Raw genomic sequence first — 17,506 nt, 5'->3', positions numbered from 1 at the left:
TCGTTGTCCGGGACCCAGACGTCCGGGGCCTGCATGCCACGGAGTCCGATGGCGCTGCGGAGTTTCTTGGCGGAGTCGTCGACGCCCTTCTCTGCGGTCGGGGTCGTAAAGAACGTGCGCACGAACTGCCGGCCGTGCGTTCGCTTGTCGAGTTCGGTCATGAATCATTTGGAGGGAGAAGCCCACCGTTATTAAGTGCATTTGAATTATTTAGGAAATATAAGAGCATTTATTAGAATCTTAGTCAATATAGGCATAATAGAAGGGACAAAATAAGTGAACAACGCTCGTTTTGCAGCTATAGTCAGTCTGGCCAAGTGATCGAACCAGATTCATGTCCCATATGAACCTAGAAATGTACAAGCAATAATTGCATCAACATCAGTTTTCAATATTCCACGAATGAATTTGATGTACGACGGGAATATTCCGCCTAAAGCAGTTCCAGAATCGAAGGAGAACTTGGTCATTATCCTGTCTCTGAGTGGGCGGGTTCCCGCCACAGCGGTTGTTGATCATACCAGCCGCTTTTTCCAGATCATTCAAGCTCTAATACCTGTTTCAATAGATTCTACATTAAATATCATTTACAGTTTGAGGGCCGACGACTACTGACTTCCTAAGTCGCTACAGACGGACTCCACTAGAGAGTGACTATATCAATCATACCCTAGGTACAGCAACTACCGGCTGATTCGCGTTGAGCAGCACTTCCTGTGAGACACTACCAAAAACAGCTTTGCCGACAGGAGAACGCTTCCGACTACCGACCACGATATAGCGTGCGTTTTGTGTCTGGCTATATTTTATGATTTCTTGTGCGGCTTGGCCCACTAACCCGACTGCATTAGCAGTTACTCCACTCTCTAATAGAGCTTCTTCGACGATCTCGGCCGCGGTTTCCTCGATTTCTGAATGTTGGGTGGTTACATGTCGTTTATCAGAACTGGTACGGTCGAGTTCTTGGTACGCCTGTTCAGTCAATACATGGACAACATCCAAATCATCGTTGAAGACATCAGCGAGGCGCTTTCCTTCTTGAATTACACGAGTCGCATCCCCTGAGCGATCGATGGGTACAACTATAGTCATCTCTCAGTATATTTGGTTTTCCCTATTATATAATTGTTCGCATGATGAAAGTGGTAGACAAGAAGTGTCTATTACACCCATCCCCTATCAAACACAAATCCGCATCGGAGGACGTATAGTTCAATACAAATCCGGATGAAGAAGCCTGTTTGTTGTTCAGTGCCAAAATCGTAAAATTCAATTTATTGATATGTTAGTCGATATCCTTGGTTAGTGGGTTTGTGTATCACTCCTCGCCGTTGTAATTCTTGTAACGTTTCCTCAACTAGCGGTCGATCCATCCCATGGTCTTTTGCACCCTCGATAATCTGCCCTTGTTCAACGGATTTAGTTGGTTCCTCTTGATGACGTAATATTCTGACGAGTATACGCCGTTCTTCAGAACCGATTTCTCTTCTGGCTCGATCCATGCAAGAATAGACATTCCTCCAGGATATAAACCCTAGCGTCTGTTCAAATAACCACCAATGTATACAGATCTACGCTAATATATATTCAACATATTCGAGAGTGTTGAAGATATTCTATACCATATTTTTGCTAGTCTATCAGAACACTTCGTCGATAGCTTCGTCAAGAACACTCACAGCAGTTTCAATATCTGTCTCGTCAGTGCAGAACGGGGGAGCTACCATAATCTGGAACGGAGGTCGGCCCGGTCCAAAGAGTACACCGTTCTCACTCGCCTCCGAAATCACATCCTTCACTGGATTGTTCCCCTCTTCGACACGAGGGTCGAACACCGGGTCGCCAGTTTCCGGATCGATGAACTCGACCGCATAGAGGAACCCTCGTCCCCGAATATCTCCAACCACATCATGATGTTTTAGTTCCTCTAATTGCCCTCGAAGGAATGGTGCTCGCTGGCAGACATTACCGATGAGATCTTCGTATTCCTGAAGAGCTGCAACACCTGCAGCGCAGGCAATCGGATTGCCAGCAAACGTTTGTCCGACATCAATTCCTTCCTCTCGAAGGTGGGTTCCAATTTCGTCGTTGACCAAGACACCGGCAAGCGGAGCGTATGCACTAGTAACTCCTTTTGCGAAGGTAATCATGTCGGGGTCAAGGCCTTCTGTCTGACTACCGAACCAATCACCGCACCGTCCAAACCCAGTAATAACTTCGTCAATAATTAGGAGGATGTCGTACTTGTCGCAGAGCTCTCGGACGCGCTCGAAGTAGCCCGGTGGGGCCGTGAATGCACCACTACTTCCTCCTACGACCTCCGTTACTAGCGCCGCAATGGAGTCAGGACCTTGATTGAGGATGACATACTCTAGGTGGTCGATCGCTTGTTTGGCTAACTGATCGGACGTCCGTGCATCGAACGGACTATCAGCTCCATCGAAGGGGGGGAGGAACTTCGTGCTCCCCGTCGTAGCAGCGTGGTCTTCGACAGCGAGGCGTGTTTCAGGATCACCAGTCATACCTCCGGTGGCGTACGTCGCTCCATGATACGACCGCCACCGCGTCAGTACGGTCGATGCGTCTTGGACTTCTCGCGCAATCTGGAGGGCAGCTTCATTTGATTCACTCCCCGAGATGCTGAAGAAAACATCGTTCAGCGAATTCGGCGCGACATTCGTTAGTTGGTTAGCAAGCTCGGTACGAACGTCATTGTCTTTCGCGGAGGACACGTACTGGATACGGTCAACTTGCGACTTGATCGCTTCGTTAATTCGCTCGTTGCTGTGGCCCGCATTGACACAGTACAGCTGAGAGGTGAAGTCTAAATACTCATTACCGGCTGCATCGTAAACGCGAACCCCATCTCCTTCATCCAAGGACATGGATTCGGTACCCGGTGTGTTCCAATGTGAGATCGCCGCACTCTCAGCGGACGCAATCGGTTCTTGCTCCGACATGGTGCATTGTTCTCACTCACCTACTGTAAAATTGTCGGTTTTTTCCGTTTCAGACTTATGTAAACATCTATAACATGGTCTAAGCTACAACTATCACCCCCTATATTAGAGTTTCCAAGCAGTCTAGACTCCAGTCATATTGGGTTTGGAGACCCCCACTGTACACACCAAGGAACTGCTACACAAGTCAAAAGATAAGTGTGCAATCGCTCGCAGTCAGAGATCAGTCATCAGATTTACTCTGTTGAACAGCAGCTATCTCGATGTTCTCTCCCGAAAGACTGCGCAAAACAGTTCCGAGTAGAACCCACGCACCGATTATTGTCCATTCCTTCAATCCAAGAGCCGAGGGGCCACCAGGGGCGTACAGAAGAATGAAGAACGCAGTAACCACAAGAGAGACCACGCCAAACGTTTTACCGTACGGAATCTTGAATGGACGCTCCATCTCTGGCTCTTGTCGCCGGAGCCGCAGGAACGAGAGTACAACGATGAACCAAGCAATAACGATGCCTAGTGAACCAGCATTAATAACTATATTAATCAATTGCGCGCCGAACCATGGAGCAGCTGCCGAGATGGCACCAGTAAGCAGAATCGCATTAGATGGCGTGTTGTAGTCTGGATGGAGCTTTGCCAGTGACCCAGGGAGCATCCCAGTCTCCGCCATTGCAAAGAGAACCCGACTCGCACCGATAACGAATGCACTCCAGCTTGTGAGAAGTGCTCCGATCCCCGCGACAGTCATCAGTTGGCCAGCCATCTCACTCCCCATAAGAGCACTCATCGCAGCAGCTGCGGGTACAGGACTAGCTCCAAGTACTTCAGCTAATAACGCTTCTCCTGCAGCCCAGATTGTAATCACGTAGAACAATGCGACACATGAGACGACAGCAAGTAGAGTAATCGCGAGCGAGTGCGGTGAGATGTCAGCTTCCTCCGCAGCTTGGGGAACTACGTCGAAGCCTACGAACAACATCGGCACCTGAACAGCAACGACAGTGATTCCTGCAAGACCAACACCACCAAACGGTTCATTAGCTACCGGTTGGCCCTTTGTAAACGCTCCCACAACCATGAGAAACCCAGCTACGCAAATTATCGCGGCAAGAACCATTTGAATCTGGGCAGTAAGGCGAACGCCGCGGTAGTTCATATACGTGATACCAAGTACTCCGAGAAGGCCGATACCAACAAGGGGAGCATACACCGGAGCTCCAGCAAAACTCCAGAGCTGGAGCATATCAAGTCCAGGAATCAAATACGATATTGCGACGCCAAATGCAATTGATTGGAAGGCGATCACTCCAAGATATCCAAGTAATAATGACCAGCTACAAGCAAACGATCCCAACGGTCCGAACGCTCGCATACTGTAGACGTGTTCGCCGCCGACCTTCGGCATGGCAGAGACTAACTCTGCGTAGATCAGGCTGATTAGTGCTACTAGAAATCCACCCACTAGAAAGGCAGTGATCCCTCCCCAAGGCCCTGCAGTATCAACCCAGTATCCCATCTGGATAATCCATCCCCAGCCCACAATTGCTCCGAACCCAATCGCAAACAGTTGACGTTGTGAGAGGACCCCCTCTAATTTTCCATGAGTGCCGTTATCTGCCATGCTACACATACTATCCCTGATTGACTTCAATCCACTGGATTAATCTACTACTGCAATAATTTCCACAATATTAAATACTGCTCCAACTAGAAGCTAATAGAAAAATCTATCTTTAACTCAACGCCGTATTAATGTAAATGTCGATTGACAGTTATCCTCTATGTGTCATCGCGTTCGCTTCCGTCGGAATCCGTGCTCCCATTTATATTTGCCTGCAAGGTATCAAGGGAATACGTGCTGAGGATTCGTGGCTCGTTTTTGATCGTGGTGATTGTATATTTTGATTGCGTCCGCTGAACTTCTTCAATTGCTTCAAAATCACTAATGAGCCGTTCTACTTCTTCCCTATTTGGGATGTGGGCGATAACAACGAAATCTCGCTCTCCCATCGTGAAATGAACTTGGCTTACTCCTTCAATCTCGCTCAGTCGCTCACCAATTTTCTTATGGTAGCCTTCTTTGTATTCTGCGACAACTTCAACAATAATAGTGATTCCAAGACCGAGTTTCTCGAGATCGAGGTCGTAAAGGTCGTTTTTGATAATGCCTCGTTCTCGAAGGTTGTTAAGTCGGTAGTATATCGTTGACTCTGGGATACCCGTCGCTTCATGGATATCGCTTGGGCTGTCAGTTCCCATGTCTGAAATCACCTTCAGAATTTCAAGGTCTGTTTCGTCCATTCTTGTAGTTACTACCAACCGAAGTATAATAAGGTTAATGGAATATATAAGTATATAACTTTAACTCCCAGAAGATCAAAGGAGTTAATGATAATTTAGACGCCACGCCCCTGTAGTTTCTCGTCGTTAGATATCGTTTCATTTGGTTGGCCCTTCATACCTTTACCGACGTTCTTGGCAACATCTTTGAGGGTGGCAGGGTCGTCGTAATTATTGACTGCCTCAACAATGGCCTCACCCATCTGGTTAGGGTCTTCTGCACCAAAGATGCCGGAGCCGACAAAGATGCCGTCACAGCCGAGTTGCATCATGAGCGCAGCATCGGCGGGCGTGGCGATACCACCAGCAGCAAAGTTGACAACCGGTAGCCGGCCCATCTCGGCAGTTTCATGGACCAGTCCACGCGGGGCTTCGTGGTTTCGGGCCCACTCCTCGCGCTCCTCGTAGTTCATACCCGAGAGTTTTCGGATGGATCGTTTAATGTCCCGCTGATGGCTGACAGCTTGGTTTACGTCACCTGTCCCGGCCTCACCCTTCGTCCGAATCATTGCTGCACCCTCATCGATTCGGCGGAGTGCCTCACCGAGGTTGCGGGCCCCACAGACGAAGGGAGCGTCGAAGTGACGCTTGTCAATATGGTAGCGTTCGTCTGCCGGAGTGAGTACTTCACTTTCATCAATCATATCGGCACCCGTGACCTCAAGTATCTGTGCTTCGGTGGTATGGCCGATACGACATTTACCCATAACGGGGATCGAGACTTCATCAATGATCTTTTCAAGCGCGCCGGGATCTGCCATCCGGGCGACACCGCCACGTTTCCGGATGTCTGCAGGAACTGATTCGAGCGACATGACGGCGACCGCACCGGCATCTTCAGCGATTCGTGCCTGCTCAGGGGTAACGACGTCCATGATGACACCACCTTTTTGCATCTTGGCAAACCCACGCTTCACGAGTTCCGTTCCCTGCTGGAGGTCTTCGAGTTCTGTATCCGATGTCATTGAGTATGTCTGGGTTCAGTTATGTGACACCCACATTTAACTTTACCGAATAAGTAGCTTTTAGACCAACTCTATGCACAAAATCCAACATTAATATTAGATATTTGCCATATGATACAATTTTACACAACATATGGGTAGATAGTATTCGAGACCTCTGCTGCATTTATCCAGCAATAACTGCCATGCCATGCTTCTTAGTTGTCTCTATAGCTCAAATATAAAGGTATTATTGTATTTAACAGTCATAGATAGAGTAGAAGTTGGAAAATTTTATTATACTGGGGCACAGAGACCCATGTAAGGACCAAGAAGTAAGGGTCCATCAACGGAGCCGGGACAACATGGAATACACAGAATACGACCGCGATTCGGAAGCAATTGAGCCGCTAGTGCCACACTTCGCTGAATCGACGGAGCAGCCATCTGATAGCTCAAAAGAGATATCGTCGGGGGATGCCCAGAGGCCAGAGCATACCCAGTCATCGCACCTCGAACGGACATCCTATTACACTTGGGATGTAGAAATGATTGCCCCACTCGTACCTGTTCTTTCAGGGCCTCACACGGGCGATGAACGGAGATGAAACCTATGTCAACCACACAAGATAAAGCCACGCCAACGACGCCTGTGGAATGTTTCGCGTCGAAGGATTACGAGGGGTTGGTATTATACAACCCAGATAATCCAGAAGCATGGGTCATAACCGACGAGTCGATTCAGCTTATTAATTGGAAATAAGACGTGATGTTGAAGGATTGTACGGCAACTCTCGTATTCCACTCATAACTATTGACATAAATCTTCACAGCGAGCGATTCTACGTATGGAGTCAGCTACTACGTCAACACCAATACCGATAGCATCCTCGTCAAAATCAAAATGTGCCGTGTGATGGCCAGCAGGGCGCGCCGCCCCGATTCCGAGATAGGTTGCAACCCCTCCTAGTTCCTGAACACGTCTAATGAGGTACGATGCATCTTCGCTGGCCCCGAACTTAGCGCGATTAACCACATCCGAAATCTGATTATGGGATTCAGCAGCATCGACAACGGCGTTTATTGCTGGCTCATCCGCCTTGAATGTCGTTGCTCGGCCATACATATCCCAATCAACAGCTACATCGTGCATTCGCGCGCTGTTATCAAGGATATCTTCAGCGCGATCAAGCATATACTGTAGCGCCGCCTCGGTAGAAGCTCGAACTCCCACTCGCATACGCGTTTCCGAAGCGACGACATTGACGGGGTTAGGGGACCTGACACGACCGATATTAATCCGCGTCGTACCGGATGCATGACGGGAAATCGCATAGAGGTTCTGTATTGCAGTTGTCGCAGCCTGAAGCGCGTTCCGTCCATCTTCAGGTGATCTTCCCGCATGAGTTTCTTCGCCAGTGAATTTTACGTTAAGTTTCGCGTTTGCAAGCGGCCTCTCAAACCCCGCGACGACCTTTCCGGTACCATGTCCCATCCCGATATGTAGTGAAAAGAGAGCGTCGACGCCCTGTAGATATGAACTTTGACTCATTGCTAACCCTCCGCGACATCCCTCCTCGGCTGGCTGGCAGAAGATACGTAACGTCCCATCGAACGCGTCGAGACGATCGATCGTCCTTGCGACACCAACGCCAATAGCTGCGTGGCCATCGGGTCCACAGGCATGCATAAGTCCAGGGTGCTTACTCGCAAAGCCCGCACTCGATGGGAAATGTGCTGTATCGGACGATTCTGAGATATTTAATGCGTCGATATCGACCCGGAGTCCGATAACCGGTCCATTCCCATACTGCTTTTCGGCAACCATTCCTGTTGTTTGCCTCATCTGGTGTAAAAAGTATCCCGCCGCTCCTTCGCGTTTCGCCCTCTCCCGCGCTTGATCAAGTTCGGAATCATCTGGCACACCAAGTCGCTTCTCCTCAGGTATCACCTTCGTGCCGAACGCGAGCTTATAACCAAGTTGCTTGAATTCTTCGGCTAAACGAGCTGTCGTATAAAACTCTGTCCACCCCGTCTCTGGATGAGCGTGGAGATCCCGCCGCAATTCGATCAGTGATGTAAACTCGTTTGTCATTAATTCGATAGTATGTATACTTGCTGTGAAAGATTTCGAGAAATCACTCGTAAGTCAAAAAGTTCTGAAGCTGGCAGTCTGGGCCTTAATCTGCGACTGGAGGTGGGTGAAGCGGCTGCTGCTGCTCTTCACGACGTCCCAATAACCCACCACTGATTATGCTGCCAGTAGGGGGGTCACCCCAGTTGACGGCCCGCGCAGAGGTCAGCATTATGATATTATAAATATCTTCTGCTGCCGATCCTCGTGAGAGGTCACTCAAGGGCCGTGAATACCCCTGCAACACTGGTCCGAGAGCCTTAGCGCCTCCAATGCGTTCTGTGAGTTTGTAGGCGATATTCCCTGCATCAAGGTCCGGAAACACGAGGATGTTCGCATCACCTTGGATAGCAGCATCATCGCCAACCTTCCGATCAGCAACTGCAGGTACAAGGGCAGCGTCCGTTTGTAACTCTCCTTCAACCAGTATGTTTGTCCGGTCCCGGACCGTTTCAGTGGCCTCACGAACTTTATTGACAGATTCGTGGTTCGCACTACCCTTCGTCGAGAACGAGAGCATCGCCACCTTCGGCTCCCAGTCAAGCAGACGTCTAGCGGTCTTAGCTGTCGTTTGCGCGATGTCTGCGAGTTGTCCACTCGAAGGATCGATATTCACCCCACAATCGGCGTACAGGAGGCCACCGTTGTGCCCCACATCGAGATTGTCCGTCACCATAAGGAAGAAACTCGACGCAGTATCGATTGCAGGATCAAGGCCGACAACGCTGTTGGCGACGGCTACGACCTCGGCAGTAGGATGTAAGGCTCCAGCTACGACCCCCTCAACCTCATCAAGCCGAAGGAGTAACATCCCTAGTACTAGGTCGCTTCCGAGCATTGTCGCTGCTGTCGATTCAGAAACCCCTCGCAGCTCAGCGTACTCTTGAACGTAGCGATCGTCAGTTTCGCCACTTGGTCGTGTCCGGATCTCGAAGAGACCGGGATCAATCCCCTGTTTTTCACAGATTTCCTGCAAAGATTCCGGGGTATCGAAGACAACGGGGCGAGCAACACCATCGCGTGCAGCATCAGCTGCAGCCGTAAGGACACGCTCGTCATGGTGCTCAGGCAACAGAATACGCGGTGACTCGCGTTTCGCCTGATCACGCAGGGTTGATAACACGTTATTCATTGAAAGGGAAGTGCAGGTGGTAACGTCAAAACGAGAGCTATCGGGAGGTAGCTCTAGTAGTTCGGGTCGCCGGGTTGGCGGTACTTTTCGAGGATGCGTTCGGGGTCGTCAAGTGCATCACGGCGGAACGGTTCAAGCAATTCGGTACCGTCCGTACGGATGTCAACAACCGCAGGTCGGTCGGATTCGATAGCCTCTTCGACAGCTGAACCGATCTCGTCGGGATCCTCGACATGGATACCCTTTGCGCCCATATCCCGAGCGATCTGGGCGAAGTCCGGGTTCTCCGGCAGATCAGTGCCAACGAACCGCTCGTTGTAGAACCAATACTGGTTCTGTTTTTCGGCACCCCATTCCATATTGTTGAAAACAATTGCAACGGCGGGGATGTCCTGACGAACTGCTGTCAGCACCTCATTCATCTGCTGCATTCCCCAAGCACCGTCACCGGTGATAGCGATTGCGGGATCATCCGGGCGGGCGACTTTCGCCCCCATCACTGCGGGATAGGCAAAGCCGCAATTCCCGTATGTTCCGGCAGCAAGGAAGTTGCCGGGGTTGTCGAATTCAAGATACGCGTTCGCCATCGAGCAGGTGTTCCCGATGTCCGTTGCCACCATTGCATTATCCGGGAGTGCTTCTGCGACTTCCCAGAGTCCCCGGCGAGGATGGACCGGCGTCTGATCCTGCTGGGACATCTCTTCGAGTTCCTCGCGCCAGTCGGCGTACGCCTGCTGAATTTCCTCAGCACGTGCATCGGAAGCTCCTGCACTCTCGTCAAGCTTGCTGGTGAGGTTCCGGACCGTTTCAGCAGCATCGCCGACGAGACCGAGTTCGACCCGGGTGGTGCGGCCGATCTGTGAGGCGTCGACATCGATCTGGATGACATCAGCGTCTTCCGGGAACCAATCCATTCCGTACTGCGGGAGCAGCCCGAATCCGCTTAGCCGACTCCCGACAGCGAGAATGACGTCAGCTTCCGAGAGCTGTTCCATTGCAGCCTTCGAGCCACCATATCCAAGGGCCCCGACCGCAAGCGGATGGCTGATGGGGAAGGAGTCGTTGTGGAGATACGAGTTCGCGACGGGCGCATTGAGCATCTCAGCCAGCTCTGCGACTTCGTCGACGGCTTCGGAGTAAATCGTGCCGAGTCCAGCGATAATAGCCGGGTTGTCAGCCTCGTCCAGCAGTTCGGCGGCATCCGAAACGGCGGAGTCAGCGGCCCCACCGATCTCAGTCTGGCGGTACTGGCTCGGGTCGAGCACGTCAACCTCGATCTCACCATAGAGGTTGTCGCGCGGGAAGTCGATTTGTGCCGGGCCTTTGTTCGTGAGCGACTCACGGTATGCTGTGCGAACATACTCCGCGATACGGCTTTTATCTTCGAGACGGCCTTGCCATTCGACGGTATCTTCGAAAATCGACATCGTATCGGCTTCTTGGAAGCCATCTGTGCCGATTGATCCCGTCGTTGCCGTCGGCGAGAGCATAATAACCGGTGAGTGGTTCAGTTCTGCGGCCTTGATCCCAGTCACCATGTTGGTGACGCCGGGACCATTCTGTGCGACACAGAGACCAGGTTCCTGACCACGAAGCGCTTCAGCATACCCATCAGCCATGTGCGCGGCGTTCTGCTCATGGCGGACAGGGATGTATCGAATCCCCGCCTGCGGCATGATATCCAAAAAGTCCATGAACGCCGAGCCAACGATACCGAACATGACTTCGGCATCCTCAGCAACGAATTGCTCAAGGATCGCTTCACTGGGTGTCATCGTTACGCCATCGTGGACAGGACCATCACTGTCTGTCTCTGTAGTGGGTTCCTCTTGCTTCGACATATTTTTCGACTCAACTCTCAGTACAGGTTCATACCACTTATAGGTTGTGCACTTCCACAATCAGCACTGAATTTGGAGATTTGGCCAGCATATAGAGGATGTTTGATTTTATCAATTATTACAACCAGCCAATAGGCACCTTATCCTCTTGGAGCTTCAGTTTTGTAGTCCAATAGATTCTAGTTCTAATCGTGATGATCAGTAACAGCAGTAACTCGTTCGCTTCTGGGGAACTATTATTAGCATTGAGTTTCGATACCTACTCATGAGTGATTTTGAAAATACTGTCGCCGCAACGGAAAACTCGCTAGAAATCCTCAGCCTAATCGAATCACACAACGGAGCTCGTCTTTCTGCGATCGCACGCGAGCTCGATATCTCCAAAAGTACTGCTCACAGCCATCTCAATACACTCCGCAGTTATGGATACGTCACAAAAAAAGGCGAAGTATATCACCTCAGTCTGAAGTTTTTCCACCTTGGACAGCACGCACGAAATCAAAACAAACGTTTTCGAGCTGCAGGTGAGAAAGTCCAAGAATTAGGCGAAAGCCTCAACCATTCAATCGATTTCGATGTTGAGATTGATGGGAGAATAATGACTCTCTTTCATGAAGCTGATGACTCAACTGAAGTCGGGCTGAAAGAGGGTGACTACCTATACGTCCATACTAGTTCTACCGGGAAAGCAATCCTAGCAGAACTCCCCAGAGAGCGCGTCGATGAAATCCTTGATCAGTGGGGGATGCCGACAGAAACGAGACACACGTTGACTGATCGATCGACGTTCATTGACGAGTTGGAGCATGTGAAACAACGAGGTTATGCAGTTATAGATCAAGAATGGTTGGAAGGCCTTCGAGCAGTTGGTGTTGCTGTTTTGCTTCCAAGTGGACAACCGTTTGGTGCATTAAGTGCCGGGGGTCCGACATACCGCCTTACTGAAGAGGCAATTGAGAATAATGTTGCACCCGCCTTACTTCGAGCAGCTGAAAATTTAGAGGAAGAGATTCAAGATATGGTCGTATAACTGGCCATTCAAGATCGTTCCTTAGAAGCAAACTATTATATATCTATAGCAGACTGGCTTAACCCAGGTGTGTACCACAACAATAGATAATCGTGCTAGGAATAACAATCATAACTTTGTTAGTTACCAGATTGCCATCACCAATTCAATAACAATCATAATCTTGTTATGGATTTCTCCGAGTACTATGTGCTACTTAGAATCTACACAACGAACCCATTGTGTTCTGTTATACCGAACTATTAAATACCCTACCTACGTTCCGATCTTCACTGGTCACGCAGAGGACCTTCCAACAGAGAGTCGATGTTAAATTGTAAAAAAGGAAAGATTAATCACCGATGAGTTAGGAATTGAAACTGAAGCGTTAGATGGTAATTCGCATAGGCAGAAACTAGCAGTTGAGCCGCACCACGGCTGAAACTGCGCCAACACCAGGGCTACAGCACCTCAGTTAGGACAGAGCTCAAAGCTGTAGAGAAACTACGGAACAATGGAAATACCACATATCACTACAAAGGGCATCAAGAACAGTCATCCGCTTCTGAATCAAGTAACTGAATCGTTCGCCAGGCTTGAGAGGGGCTGGAAAGCAACCATACTGGGACTTCTCCTCCTAGTGGTACAAGTGCTGGTAGTACCCCTCGTTTGAACAACTATCGCTCGTGATAACCTCTGTACGCTGAATCGTGTTACGAGGTTATCGAGTCTATAGACATTGAGTTTTCTTTCGCTTTGCATGATCTGGTTCGATGTACTATTGAGTGCTCTGTTGAATCCGCAGAAGGCGGCGGGATAGCGTCGGTCTGAAGGTGGAAGCGAAGCGGAAGAGCCGAATGTGCCTAAACTACTCTTCCGCTTCGTTAAGCAAGCCGCGTCGCTGGCTCAAAAGCGCTGTGCCGCCAGTCCAACAGCGGTGAGTGATCCGACTGGCAACGGATTTCCCGGTTGGAAGCATGTTACGCTCCATTTTTGCGGGTTCACATGGAGGCGACGTACCGCGAGATCGTCGATTGGGCGAGCGAGATGGATCGAGTTCGTGGTCTGTTACAGCTCGCTCGAACGGCATTTCCTGCACCCTCAACGCTGTACCGGTCGTTTGAGAGGGTGCCCATGTCGATATGGCGTGGTTTCCTTCGGGAGTCCGCGAACATCTGCGATCCGGGCTCGCATGGGGCCATCGATGCCACATTCTTCGACCGCGAAACGGCATCGAGACACTACCAACACCGCTCGGATCGCCACATACGCGCGCTCAAAACGACGGTCTCATCGATACAGATTCGTGTGCCATCCTCGATATTTACTGCTCGGCACACTGGCCACACGACACGCAAACTGGCCGTCGAGTCGCCCTTCGTAACACCGAGAAAATAGAGAGTCTCGTCGGCGACAAGGGCTATGACGACCAATCGCTCCGGGACGCCCTCCGTTCAGAGGGCGTCCGGCCCTTGCTGCGTACGATTACGCCCACAACGCACGGTTGGACAGCGAGTTATACGGCCAGCGCTGGATGGCCGAGACCGCCTTTTCGGCCATCAAGCGTCGGTTCGGCCCCGCTGTCACCCTCGCACTTGGTACCGCGAATTCCGCGAACTTGTGTTGACCGCCGCAGTCTACAACCTCGAACAAGCGCTCAAACAGTGACCCCGACGCCGTCATCGGATTCAACAAAGCACTATTGAGAAAGATTGCTAGTGGGTAGGCCCCAATGACAGAGCTATGTGATCCTCAAACGGAAGCAAGAGGTATGAACTGAGTCGGAGGTCAGGTCCTTTGACTCAGTCGTCGGCGACAGCGCGAGTCGTCATTTCGACCGGTTCGGCGTCGATACCCAATTCATCAAGTGCTGTTTGTGCTGCCTTCTTTCCGGACAGCAGCATAGCGCCGAAGGTGGGGCCCATCCGCGGCAGGCCATAAGTTGTTGCAGTAGCCATTCCAGACACAACAAGACCGTCGTGGGCGAGGCCGGTGTGTTCGACGACGGCGTCCTCGCTTTCGCCGACCCACATGGAGTCGTGGCCCGGCGAGTCGTGGCCGGGGGCGCCGTAGGAGTCGTCGCCGGTGTTGTCCATGCCGGTGTTGTGCTCTTCGGCGTGTTCGATACCAGGTGCGTTGAGGACGCCGCGTTCCTGCAGTTTGGAGATGGCGACGGCGTCGTGGCCCGTGGCGTCGATGACGAGGTCAGCTTCGACGGCGATAGGGTCGACACAAGTAATCTCCCGCGGGAGGGCGTGGACCGGCGTCCAGTTCATGACGATGCCGCCGACCTTGTGGTCCTCGCGGATGACGATGTCGGTGAATTCCGTCATGTTCTGCATCTTTGCACCTCCATCGCAGGCAGTCTTGATAAGTGCCGAACAAGCCTCGGGGCCGTTGGCGACGTAGAGGCCTTCGCTATCTCGCGACTGCTTGTAGTTGACGTCGAGGTCTTCGAGGACCTCCTGTGCGGGGCTTCGAACGGTGACCTTGTTCATCAGGAAGCCGCCGAGCCAGAAGCCGCCGCCGAGGTAGTTGTTCTTCTCGACGACCATCGTCTGGACGCCACGTTCGGAGAGTTCCTTGGCGGCCATCAGCCCGGAGGGGCCGCCGCCGACGATGATGACGTCGGAATCAGAGAAATTCATGAATTCCTCGGTCCACTCCTGACCGATCGCTCGTGTTACTTCAGCTTCGCCGACATCGCTAAACGGTTCGTGCTGGTAGTCGTTTTCGGTCATACCATTTGGTGTTACCACCCAGTAGTTGAAAAATCTTCCGGGTGGTTGATCTCTATTCTAATCTAAGTCAATATCTAAGCGTTTATTACAAACTATACCACGTCTTTGATGCTAAGAGTTTGATAAGGGGAGATATATTTCGGCTGATCTTGTGGCAGATATAATGGTGGTATCAAAATCCTCTAAGAGACTCTATCAGAGTATTTGGAAAGGACCCGATCGCGAAGGCTTGAACAAGTGATGTAAGTAGAGCTAAGTGGAGTAATAACCAACTACACTTATTCGATCGAAACGATATCGTTGTGTTTGTCTAATAATACAGTCGTTGGGGAATACGCTTCGTCTTGAGCATACATACCATATGAAATTACGATCACGATATCACCGGGTTCAGCGAGTCGACCAGCAGCACCATTCAAACAGATCTCACCAGAATCGCCAGCAATTGTGTAGGTTTCGAGACGTTCTCCATTAGATACATTAACGATTTGAACCCGTTCGTGTTCGCAGATACCGGCAGCATCTAGAAGTGTTTCATCAATCGTAACACTCCCTTCGTATTCGATTTCAGTGGCGGTAACACGTCCTCGATGGAGTTTAGATTTGAACATCTCCCGCTGCATACGGATTAATTCATTAGTGATCTACAAGAGGGTTCGGAATTCTCTCTCCAGGGGTCACTGAAACGGAAATCAGCGACATAGCAGCCCCAATGCGATTGTTGTCCGAGTGTTAGTGATTGAGAATTCTTAGTCGACCTACTCGTTGAGGATTCTATTCAATGATATAGTTTCAGTTGGGTTCGTGGCGCTTAGAATGTATCGATGGTGAGACCCAAGAATTATAACCTAGTAATACAACGTAGTTATTGATGTCACGAACTCAATTGGAACTGGCTCAAAATGGAACGGTTACTCCAGAGATGAAGCGCATCGCAGATCGAGAGAATCGCGACCCAGAATTCGTTCGTGAGCAGGTAGCGACTGGGCAGGCAGTTATCCCGACAAACCACGCACATGACTCGTTAGATCCGATGATAATCGGTCGCGAGTTCGCGACAAAAGTAAACGCGAATATCGGGAACAGTGCTGAGACGAGTGACCTCGATGGAGAGTTACAAAAACTCCACACTGCGGTCCATCACGGGGCCGACACAGTAATGGATCTCTCAACGGGAAATAATCTCGATCAGATCCGCGAGGCGAATATCGGTCATTCACCTGTACCAGTTGGCACGGTCCCGATCTACGAGGCCGTCAAGCGTGCTGGGAATCCCGAAGACATCACCCACGAACTCTTGTTGGAAGTCATCGAGAAGCAAGCTGAGCAAGGGGTCGATTACATGACGATCCATGCAGGAGTCAAGATGGAACATCTCCCCTTGACTGACGGTCGGAAAACCGGTATTGTTTCGCGAGGTGGTTCCATTCTCGCTGAGTGGATAGAGGCCAATGGCATGGAAAATCCTCTTTATACAAAGTTCGAGGAGATTTGTGAGATTTTCCGTGAGCACGACGTGACATTCTCCTTGGGCGATGGCCTCCGTCCAGGTTGCTTAGCGGACGCTTCTGACGAGGCACAATTCGCCGAACTCGACACACTCGGCCAACTCACTGACGTGGCTTGGGACCATGGAGTACAAGTGATGGTCGAGGGGCCAGGACACGTCCCGATGGATGAAATCAAAACGAACGTTGAGCGCCAGCAAGACGTATGCGGCGGCGCGCCGTTCTACGTGCTTGGTCCACTTGTTACGGACGTTGCGCCCGGCTACGACCACATTACGAGCGCAATCGGTGCAACTGAAGCTGCTCGGTCCGGAGCAGCGATGCTCTGTTATGTTACACCGAAAGAACATCTCGGGTTACCTGAAAAACAAGATGTATGCGATGGCCTTGCTGCATATCGTATTGCTGCACACGCCGCAGACGTGGCAAACGACCTCCCGGGAGCACGCGACTGGGACGATGCGCTCTCAGAAGCTCGCTATGCGTTCGACTGGCGGCGTCAATTCGAGTTAGCACTTGACCCTGAGCGCGCCCAGCAGTTCCATGACCAGACACTGCCGGGAGACAATTATAAGGAAGCACGCTTCTGCTCGATGTGTGGTGCGGAGTTCTGTTCAATGCGTATCGACCAAGATGCCCGTGAAAGTGGAGATATGGAAGCAATCAACGATAATACTGACCTCGATGCTTCAGTCGCTGCAACAGTCAATCTTCCTCCGACGGGCGAACACGATACAAGCAAAATCCCCAAACCCCTGACTGAATATTCCGACCCCGAGGAGAGTAACGCTGACGACTAAGGATCGAGTCTCAATCTCCAGAGCGTCGACAAATGTTACAGTGTAATTCAAAGCCTACAAAAAGACAACCTCGGAGGACAAGCGCCCAATGAAACGA

General features: G+C 50.8%; 13 protein-coding genes and 2 pseudogenes. 4 read left to right on the top strand and 11 right to left on the bottom strand.

What is annotated here, in order from left to right; genetic code table 11:
- From U5914_RS13815 to pdxS, 6 genes and pseudogenes are all read right to left on the bottom strand, one after another.
- Positions 1–161: pseudogene (locus tag U5914_RS13815) on the bottom strand (malate synthase); the annotation flags it as partial.
- Positions 162–663: 502 nt separating this feature from the next.
- Positions 664–1,092: a universal stress protein gene (locus U5914_RS13810; RefSeq protein WP_336136332.1), complete on the bottom strand. Its 429-nt coding sequence runs from the start codon at positions 1,090–1,092 to the stop codon at positions 664–666.
- A gap of 548 nt (positions 1,093–1,640) precedes the next feature.
- A complete protein-coding gene (locus tag U5914_RS13805) occupies positions 1,641–2,960 on the bottom strand; it encodes an aminotransferase family protein (RefSeq protein ID WP_336136331.1) in 1,320 nt (439 codons plus the stop codon).
- A 223-nt stretch (positions 2,961–3,183) separates the two neighbouring features.
- Positions 3,184–4,581 carry an APC family permease gene (locus tag U5914_RS13800; protein WP_336136330.1) on the bottom strand — a complete coding sequence of 466 codons (1,398 nt, stop codon included), beginning with the start codon at positions 4,579–4,581 and terminating at the stop codon, positions 3,184–3,186.
- A 158-nt stretch (positions 4,582–4,739) separates the two neighbouring features.
- A complete protein-coding gene (locus tag U5914_RS13795; protein ID WP_336136329.1) occupies positions 4,740–5,261 on the bottom strand; it encodes an Lrp/AsnC family transcriptional regulator in 522 nt (173 codons plus the stop codon).
- A 95-nt stretch (positions 5,262–5,356) separates the two neighbouring features.
- Positions 5,357–6,265 (bottom strand): pyridoxal 5'-phosphate synthase lyase subunit PdxS, encoded by a 909-nt coding sequence (gene pdxS, locus U5914_RS13790; RefSeq protein WP_336136328.1) that lies wholly within the window; start codon positions 6,263–6,265, stop codon positions 5,357–5,359.
- A 583-nt stretch (positions 6,266–6,848) separates the two neighbouring features.
- Here pdxS and U5914_RS16890 point away from each other — a divergent pair.
- Positions 6,849–7,007, top strand: coding sequence for a DUF7331 family protein (locus U5914_RS16890; RefSeq protein ID WP_418766769.1), 159 nt, complete (start codon positions 6,849–6,851; stop codon positions 7,005–7,007).
- Between the two features lie 48 nt (positions 7,008–7,055).
- Here the strand turns inward: U5914_RS16890 and U5914_RS13785 are convergent, their stop codons facing one another.
- The 3 genes from U5914_RS13785 to xsc all read right to left on the bottom strand — a co-directional run bounded on the left by U5914_RS13785 (position 7,056) and on the right by xsc (position 11,285).
- On the bottom strand, positions 7,056–8,339 hold the full coding sequence (locus U5914_RS13785; protein WP_336136327.1) for an amidohydrolase: 1,284 nt from the start codon (positions 8,337–8,339) through the stop codon (positions 7,056–7,058).
- Between the two features lie 85 nt (positions 8,340–8,424).
- Positions 8,425–9,510, bottom strand: coding sequence for a phosphotransacetylase (locus tag U5914_RS13780; RefSeq protein WP_336136326.1), 1,086 nt, complete (start codon positions 9,508–9,510; stop codon positions 8,425–8,427).
- A gap of 53 nt (positions 9,511–9,563) precedes the next feature.
- Complete coding sequence (xsc, locus tag U5914_RS13775; protein WP_336136325.1) at positions 9,564–11,285, bottom strand: sulfoacetaldehyde acetyltransferase; 1,722 nt, start codon at positions 11,283–11,285, stop codon at positions 9,564–9,566.
- Positions 11,286–11,616: 331 nt separating this feature from the next.
- On the opposite strand from xsc, the gene U5914_RS13770 reads away from it, so the two are divergent.
- Positions 11,617–12,381 (top strand): IclR family transcriptional regulator, encoded by a 765-nt coding sequence (locus tag U5914_RS13770; protein WP_336136324.1) that lies wholly within the window; start codon positions 11,617–11,619, stop codon positions 12,379–12,381.
- Positions 12,382–13,219: 838 nt separating this feature from the next.
- Positions 13,220–14,028, top strand: a pseudogene (locus U5914_RS13765) (IS5 family transposase).
- Positions 14,029–14,162: 134 nt separating this feature from the next.
- On the opposite strand, the gene U5914_RS13760 reads toward U5914_RS13765, so the two are convergent.
- Complete coding sequence (locus U5914_RS13760) at positions 14,163–15,101, bottom strand: sulfide-dependent adenosine diphosphate thiazole synthase (RefSeq protein WP_336136323.1); 939 nt, start codon at positions 15,099–15,101, stop codon at positions 14,163–14,165.
- 278 nt (positions 15,102–15,379) lie between these two features.
- The gene (gene panD / locus U5914_RS13755; RefSeq protein WP_336136322.1) at positions 15,380–15,724 is read right to left on the bottom strand and encodes an aspartate 1-decarboxylase; all 345 of its coding nucleotides are present in this window, start codon (positions 15,722–15,724) and stop codon (positions 15,380–15,382) included.
- A 248-nt stretch (positions 15,725–15,972) separates the two neighbouring features.
- Between panD and thiC the strand changes: the two genes are divergently transcribed.
- Complete coding sequence (gene thiC, locus U5914_RS13750) at positions 15,973–17,409, top strand: phosphomethylpyrimidine synthase ThiC (protein ID WP_336136321.1); 1,437 nt, start codon at positions 15,973–15,975, stop codon at positions 17,407–17,409.
- Positions 17,410–17,506 lie beyond the last annotated feature (97 nt).

This window comes from Natronomonas amylolytica (genome assembly GCF_037031205.1).
GTDB classification, from domain to species: domain Archaea; phylum Halobacteriota; class Halobacteria; order Halobacteriales; family Haloarculaceae; genus Natronomonas; species Natronomonas amylolytica.
Note: the sequence above shows the minus strand (reverse complement) of the source record. Positions and strands in the feature narration are given on the sequence as shown.

Excerpts from the sequence above, each read along its gene's own strand:
- U5914_RS13810 (WP_336136332.1), bottom strand. The coding sequence starts at position 1,092 with ATGACTATAGTTGTACCCATCGATCGCTCAGGGGATGCGACTCGTGTA.
- U5914_RS13805 (WP_336136331.1), bottom strand. The coding sequence starts at position 2,960 with ATGTCGGAGCAAGAACCGATTGCGTCCGCTGAGAGTGCGGCGATCTCA.
- U5914_RS13800 (WP_336136330.1), bottom strand. The coding sequence starts at position 4,581 with ATGGCAGATAACGGCACTCATGGAAAATTAGAGGGGGTCCTCTCACAA.
- U5914_RS13795 (WP_336136329.1), bottom strand. The coding sequence starts at position 5,261 with ATGGACGAAACAGACCTTGAAATTCTGAAGGTGATTTCAGACATGGGA.
- pdxS (WP_336136328.1), bottom strand. The coding sequence starts at position 6,265 with ATGACATCGGATACAGAACTCGAAGACCTCCAGCAGGGAACGGAACTC.
- U5914_RS16890 (WP_418766769.1), top strand. The coding sequence starts at position 6,849 with ATGAAACCTATGTCAACCACACAAGATAAAGCCACGCCAACGACGCCT.
- U5914_RS13785 (WP_336136327.1), bottom strand. The coding sequence starts at position 8,339 with ATGACAAACGAGTTTACATCACTGATCGAATTGCGGCGGGATCTCCAC.
- U5914_RS13780 (WP_336136326.1), bottom strand. The coding sequence starts at position 9,510 with ATGAATAACGTGTTATCAACCCTGCGTGATCAGGCGAAACGCGAGTCA.
- xsc (WP_336136325.1), bottom strand. The coding sequence starts at position 11,285 with ATGACACCCAGTGAAGCGATCCTTGAGCAATTCGTTGCTGAGGATGCC.
- U5914_RS13770 (WP_336136324.1), top strand. The coding sequence starts at position 11,617 with ATGAGTGATTTTGAAAATACTGTCGCCGCAACGGAAAACTCGCTAGAA.
- U5914_RS13760 (WP_336136323.1), bottom strand. The coding sequence starts at position 15,101 with ATGACCGAAAACGACTACCAGCACGAACCGTTTAGCGATGTCGGCGAA.
- panD (WP_336136322.1), bottom strand. The coding sequence starts at position 15,724 with ATGCAGCGGGAGATGTTCAAATCTAAACTCCATCGAGGACGTGTTACC.
- thiC (WP_336136321.1), top strand. The coding sequence starts at position 15,973 with ATGTCACGAACTCAATTGGAACTGGCTCAAAATGGAACGGTTACTCCA.